4 protein-coding genes are annotated in these 6,713 nt (G+C 71.5%); 2 read left to right on the top strand and 2 right to left on the bottom strand.

What is annotated here, in order from left to right; genetic code table 11:
* Nucleotides 1-1,248 (bottom strand): adenylate/guanylate cyclase domain-containing protein (locus G6022_RS17090; RefSeq protein WP_182691987.1); only part of this gene is annotated, 1,248 nt, incomplete at its 3' end.
* A gap of 123 nt (nucleotides 1,249-1,371) precedes the next feature.
* On the opposite strand from G6022_RS17090, the gene G6022_RS15945 reads away from it, so the two are divergent.
* On the top strand, nucleotides 1,372-3,123 hold the full coding sequence (locus G6022_RS15945) for an AMP-binding protein (RefSeq protein ID WP_241731267.1): 1,752 nt from the start codon (nucleotides 1,372-1,374) through the stop codon (nucleotides 3,121-3,123).
* A gap of 12 nt (nucleotides 3,124-3,135) precedes the next feature.
* Here the strand turns inward: G6022_RS15945 and G6022_RS15940 are convergent, their stop codons facing one another.
* Nucleotides 3,136-3,552: a DUF4870 domain-containing protein gene (locus G6022_RS15940; RefSeq protein WP_179524076.1), complete on the bottom strand. Its 417-nt coding sequence runs from the start codon at nucleotides 3,550-3,552 to the stop codon at nucleotides 3,136-3,138.
* A gap of 162 nt (nucleotides 3,553-3,714) precedes the next feature.
* Here G6022_RS15940 and ppc point away from each other — a divergent pair, with 162 nt between their 5' ends.
* Nucleotides 3,715-6,660, top strand: coding sequence for a phosphoenolpyruvate carboxylase (gene ppc, locus G6022_RS15935; RefSeq protein ID WP_182638445.1), 2,946 nt, complete (start codon nucleotides 3,715-3,717; stop codon nucleotides 6,658-6,660).
* Nucleotides 6,661-6,713: the final 53 nt, after the last annotated feature.

Raw genomic sequence — 6,713 nt, 5'->3', positions numbered from 1 at the left:
CCGGGCCGAGGCGAGGACCGCCGTCGCGGGGTCGGCGATGGGCGCGGGGGCCCCGAACACGGCCAGCGCCGCGTCGCCCTGGAACTTGTCGAGCAACCCGCCGTGGGATTCGACCCGGTCCACGACCACCTCGAAGAAGGCGTTGAGGGTCTCGACGACCTCCCCGGCGGGTCGCGTGGAGGCGAGCCGGGTGGAGCCGATCAGGTCGACGAACAGCACGCCGACGTACGTGGCGTCGCCGCCGAGGTGGGGCTCCTGGATCTCTGCGGCCTGGGCGACCTGGCTGCCCACGTGGCGGACGAACAGCTCACGCAGGCGCTGACGCTCGCGGATCATCTCCGCCATCCGGTTGAACCCCCGTTGCAGCTGCCCGAGCTCGGTCCCGTCGAACACCTCGACGCGCGCGTCGAGGTCGCCACCGGCGAGGTCCTCCATGGCCCAGCGGACGGAGTACACCGGGGCGAGCAGGGCGGAGACGAGCAGCCAGGTCGCCGCGAAGCCGGCCGCGAGGGCCCCGAGGCCGAGGATCCCCACGATGGTCACCAGCCGCGAGACCGGGAATTGGTTGTTCGCCGCGGCGTAGGCACTGAGCAGAACGAGTCCGATGAGGGGTAGACCGGAGCTCACCACCCAGAAGGCCTGCAACCGTCCGCGCACGCCGATGACCGGGGAGTGCAGTGTCGGCCCGGCCTCCAGGGCGAGCGCGGCGAGGGGCCGCAGCGCGATCTCGGCGACGATGTAGGCCGTTCCACAGCTCAGGGACCCGATCACCACGATCGCGCCCGCGACGACCCACAGGGCCTGGACATCCTCGAGGGCGAACGCCACCGCGACGACCGTCCCGCCCGCCGCCCAGAGTGCCCCGGTCCGCAGGGTGATCCCGAGCGGCGCCGACAGGCACCGCGCCTGCTCGGCGGCGGTCGGCGGCCGGCTCTCCTCGGCCCACCTCATCCAGTTGGTCACCACCCTCAGGAGCCACCACGACCCGAGGGCGATGCCGATCAGGGCGGTCACCGGGGTCACCACCAGGGCCGCCGGGCTGAACCGCCCGGAGATGACCTGCTCGAGGGGCAGCAGTAGTCCGATCACGATCCAGACCCCCACCACCCCGAGCCCGTGCGTGATCACCAGCATCCGGGTGAGCACCCGCTGGACCCGCTGCTTCCGTCGAGGGGGTTCCTCCCGCTGGAGCCCGAGCATGCGGGTGCCCCACGGTGGGCGGGGGGCGTGCGCTGAAGGGGAGGTCACGGGGGAAGGAGTCCTGCCGGGCGGGGGATGGGTGTCCATCGTCGCGCGAGTGGCGTCCGCGCGCGCCGGGAATCGCACTCCGCATCGTCGGACGGATGACGTCTAATGCGCTAACTTAACTTCATGACCACGCCTCGGTTCAACCCCGGCCACGACATGCGTCACGAGACCTTCGGCGAGATCCTCCTCGAGCGCTCGACCGACGACCATCCCGGTCTCCTCTTCGAGGACTCGAGCTGGACGTGGCGGGAGTTCGTGGCGGAGAGCGCGGTCCGCGCCGCGATCCTGTCCGACTGGTCCGCCACGCACGCCGACGCGTACTCCGGCCGTCCCGAGCGTTTCCGCCACCTGCACGTCGGCATCCTGCTGGAGAACGTCCCCGAGTACCTGTTCCTCCTGTCCGGGGCCTCCATGGCGGGTGTGACGATCATCGGCGTCAACCCCACCCGCCGGGGCGCCGAGCTGGCCTCGGACATCCGCGGGGTGGACTGCGACGTGATCGTCACCGACGCCCACGGCGCCGGGTTGCTCGACGGCCTCACCCTGGCCGACGAGACGGGAGGGGTCGTGGCCGTGCACGACGTGGACTCGGCCGGGTGGCAGGACCTGCTGGCCGCACACGCCGGGGCGGAGCCCCGACTCCACGACGCCGCCCGGGACCCCCACACCCTGCTCGCGCTGCTGTTCACCTCGGGCTCCACGGGCGCACCCAAGGCCGTCATGTGCTCGACCGGCCGTCTCGCGATGCTCGGCACGATCAACTACCGCAACCTGGTGAGGGACGACGTCGCCTACAGCGCGATGCCGATGTTCCACGGCAACGCGATGTTCGCCGCGTTCGCCCCCGCCGCGTTCGTCGGGTGCACGTTCGCGATGCGTCGGAAGTTCTCCGCCTCGGGGTTCCTGCCCGACGTGCTGCGTTTCGGCGCCACCTACGTCAACTACGTGGGCCGCTCGCTGTCCTACATCCTCGCCCAGCCCGAGCGTCCGGAGGAGAAGCAGACCCGCCTGCGCACCGTCTTCGGGACCGAGGCCTCGAGCCACGACCGCGCCGAGTTCGCCCGCCGCTTCGGCGTCGAACCGGGCGAGTCGTACGGCTCCAGCGAGGGCGGGGTCGTGATCGGCCGCACCTCGGACACCCCGCCGGACGCGCTCGGCGTCGCGGGTGCCTACATGGACGTCGCGATCCTCGACGAGGACGGCCGCGAGTGCCCGCGTGCCGAGTTCGACGCCGACGGGGGCCTGGCCAACGCCGACGAGGCGATCGGGGAGATCTGCAACCTCACCGGCGCCGCCATGTTCGAGGGGTACTACCGCAACCCGGAGGCCACCGCCGAGCGCAACATCGGCGAGGTCTACCACTCCGGCGACCTCGGCTACCGGGACGCCGACGGGTTCTTCTACTTCGCCGGCCGCTCCGGGGACAAGATCCGCGTGGACAGCGAGAACTTCTCCGCCGGCCCGGTCGAGCGGATCCTCGACCGCTTCCCCGGCGTCCTGGTGGTGGCCGTCTACCCCGTGCCGGATCCCCGCACGGGCGACCAGGTCATGGCGGCCATCCAGCTCGAGCCGGGCGTGGCGTTCGACCCGGCCGCGTTCTCCGAGTTCTGCCGGACCCAACCCGACATGGGGACCAAGTGGGCACCGCGCTTCGTGCGGATCATGGAGACGATGCCGGTCACCGCGACCCGGAAGATCGCCAAGCCCGACCTGCGCCGGCAGTCGTGGACCGGGCCCGGTGAGGTCTACGTGCGCGGCGGCGCCGCGTTGGTGGGAGGGGACGACGACGACGAGTTCCGGCCGCTGACCAGCGCGCTACGCGACTCGGTGCTCGAGCAGTACAGTCTCCACGGTCGGCAGCCGACCGGGGTCTGAGCAGCGGCGGCGTCAGCTCAGGATGCGCAACTGGAACGGGTAGTTGATCATCCGGCCGCGGGTGGCCCGCACCGTACCGATCAGGTGGCCGACGATCTGGAGGACGAAGGAGACCGCCAACAGCACCAGGCCGATCGGGATGCCGATCACGGTAATGATGAAGATCCACCCGACGATGCTCATGATCCACAGGCCGACGTTGAAGTTGAACGACCCCGCGGCGGCCTGTCGGACGAACGGGCTGCGGTCCTTGTAGATCAACCACATCACGAGTGGCCCCACGAAGGAGAGCCACCCGGCGGACAGCGCCATGGCGATGAGGCTGGACGCGTGCGCGAGGGCGGCGGGGGTGCGGTCGTCGGGCCCGGCCACGGGCTGGTCTCCGAACCGGGGGTCGCCGTACTGCGGGGATCCGGGCTGCTGTGTCATGCCTCCAGTGTGCGCCTCGCGGGGCCGCGGTACATCAGGGATGTCCCCCGTGTCGTCCTGTTCCGTGGCCGGGGTCCACCTCCGTTCGGCCCGCCGGGCGTCCGGTCCCCCGCGATCCCACGTTTCACCCGCCTGTCACATGCTCCGCCTACCCTGGCGGCCATGGCTGACACCCCACAGGATCACCCCGCGACCGACTCGGGGACCGATCCCCTCGCCCGGGCGGTGGCCCCGCTGCGGGACGACGTCCGGTTCCTCGGTTCCCTGCTCGGTGAGACGATCCGTGAGCACGCCGGTGACCGGGTGTTCGATCTCGTCGAGACGGCCCGCCGCACGGCGTTCGCGGTCCGGCGCTCGGAGGCCGACAGGGACGAGGTGTCGGCCCTGTTCAAGGACATCAGCGCCGCCGACGCCATTCCGGTCATCCGTGCGTTCTCCCTGTTCGCGCTGCTGGCCAACGTGGCGGAGGACCTGCACCAGGAGCGCCGCAGGCGGATGCACCGGGCTGCCGGGGAGGCGCCGCCCGACGGTGACCTGGAGGTCACGTGGACCCGGTTGGCGGACCTGCTGGAGGGGGACGGCGACGATCGACTGGCGGCCGTGCGTGCGACCGCCCGCGTGTCCCCGGTCCTCACCGCGCACCCCACGGAGACCCGGCGTCGGATGGTGTTCGAGGCCACCCGCCGGGTGCACGTCCTCATGGGCCGTCGCGACGGCCTGCGCTCGGTGGAGCAGGACCCCGTGACGGAGGCGGAGCTCGCCGAGCTCGAGCTCGAGCTGCGCCGGCTCGTCCTCGCGCTGTGGCAGACCGCCCTCATCCGCAACGAGCGTCCCCACATCGAGGACGAGGTGATGGCCGGGCTCCAGTACTACGAGGCCACCCTGCTCGAGGTCATCCCTCCGCTCAACGCCCAGATCGACGAGCGCCTCGGGTGCGAGGGCCGCGCCGTCGTGCGGCCCGGCTCGTGGATCGGGGGTGACCGCGACGGCAACCCGTACGTCACCGGCGAGGTGGTGCGGTTCGCCACCGACCGGGCGGCCGAGTTGCTCCACGGCCACTACGCCGAGCAGTTGCGCCTGCTCGAGCGTGAATTGTCGATGTCGGCCCGGATCGTCGAGGTCGACTCCGGGATAGCCGCATTGGCCGACTCCCTCACGGACACCGAGGTCGAGGGGAGTCCGGCGCGGGAGGACGTGCCGTTCCGCCAGGCGGTCCGGGTGGTCCGTCGTCGGCTCGCCGCGCGCGCCCGCGCGACCGGGTCGTCGCTGCCCCGCTCGGTGCTGCTGTCCGCGGGGCGGCTCATCGGCCTGGACGACGACCACCCGTACGCCGGCCCGGAGGAGATGGCGGCGGACCTCGAGACGATCGACGCCGGGCTCTCCGCGGTGGGGTCCGACCTGCTGCGCGCCCCGCGACTGCGAGACCTGCGGTGGGCGCTCAACTCGTTCGGGTTCCACCTCCAGTCCCTTGACATGCGCCAGAACTCGGAGTCGCACGAGGACCTGCTCACCGAGCTGTTCGCGCTGGCCGGGGTGTCCGAGGACTACGCGGCGCTCGACGAGGACGCCCGCGTCGAGCTCCTGCTCGGCGAGCTCTCCCACGATCGACCGCTGCTCGGCGTCCGGGCGGAGCTCTCGGAGTTCGCGGACAAGGAGATGGGCGTGCTGCGCGCCGCCGCGGAGGCGGTCGCCGGACTCGGACCCGACGTGGTGCCGCACTACATCGTGTCGATGTGCGGCTCGGTGTCCGACCTGCTCGAACCCGCCGTTCTCCTCAAGGAGGTCGGACTGTTCTCCGGCAGCCCGGACGAACCCCGGTCGACCGTGCGCCTCATCCCGTTGCTGGAGACCATCGACGACCTCGCCGGCGGGGCCCGGATGCTCGACGCGGCCCTGGCACTCCCCCAGTTCCGCGCTCTGGTGCGGTCCCAGGAGGACGTGCTCGAGATCATGCTGGGCTACTCGGACTCCAACAAGGACGGCGGGTACCTCGCCGCCAACTGGTCGCTCTACGAGGCCGAGCTCGCGCTCGTCGACGCGGCGGCCCGTGCGGATGTGCACCTGCGCTTCTTCCACGGCCGGGGCGGGGCCGTGGGTCGCGGAGGCGGCAACTCCTACGACGCGATCCTCGCGCAGCCTCCGGGCGCGGTGCAGGGCGCGTTGCGGATCACCGAACAGGGGGAGATCATCTCCGCCAAGTACTCGGAGCCGGTCCGCGCCCGCCGCAACCTCGAGGCACTGGTGGCGGCCACGCTCGAGGTCTCGCTGCTCGACGTCGAGGGTCTCGGTGACGACGCGGAGCAGGCCTACGCGGTAATGGCCGCGCTCGCCCGGCTCGGCCGCGAGGCCTACGCCGAGCTGGTGCACGAGGACCCGGGCTTCATCGAGTACTTCACCACCTCCACGCCGCTCAGCGAGATCGGCGAGCTCAACATCGGCTCGCGCCCCACCTCACGCAAGCAGACCTCGACGGTCGACGACCTGCGCGCCATCCCCTGGGTGCTGTCGTGGTCGCAGTCCCGCGTCATGCTGCCCGGCTGGTTCGGCGTGGGCAGCGCCCTCAAGCGCTGGATCGATGACGGCGGGAATGCGACCGGCGGGGAAGCGACCGGCGGGAGTGCGACCGACGGTCACGCGGATGCCGGCGATGGTGACAGCACAGCCGCCGGGGGTACGAACGCCGGGGGCACGAACGCCGAGGAACGGTTGGCCACGCTGCGGCGCCTCTACCGGGACTGGCCGTTCCTGCGCACCACGCTGTCCAACATGGCGCAGGTCATGGCCAAGGCCGACATGGGCCTGGCGGCCCGGTACGCCGAGCTGGTCCCGGACGCCGAGGTGGGCAGGAGGATCCACGGGGTGATCTCCGACGAGTTCGACCTCACCCGCGAGATGCTGCTGGCCGTGACAGGGCAGGAGACCCTGTTGGACGACAACCCGGCGCTCGCCCGCTCCGTCCGGAACCGGTTCCCGTATCTCGAGCCGCTCAACGTGCTGCAGGTGGAGTTGCTGCGGCGCTACCGCGCGGGCGACCGGGACCCCGACGTGCGGACGGGCATCCAGCTGACGATGAACGGCCTGGCCACCGCGCTGCGGAACTCGGGCTGAGCCCGGCCCCCACCACCCCGTCGAAGCCCCTATCCCCGTCGAAGCCCACCACC

The sequence above is a fragment of the Dietzia sp. Cai40 genome, from assembly GCF_014145165.1.
Lineage (GTDB): Bacteria > Actinomycetota > Actinomycetes > Mycobacteriales > Mycobacteriaceae > Dietzia > Dietzia natronolimnaea.
Note: the sequence above shows the minus strand (reverse complement) of the source record. Positions and strands in the feature narration are given on the sequence as shown.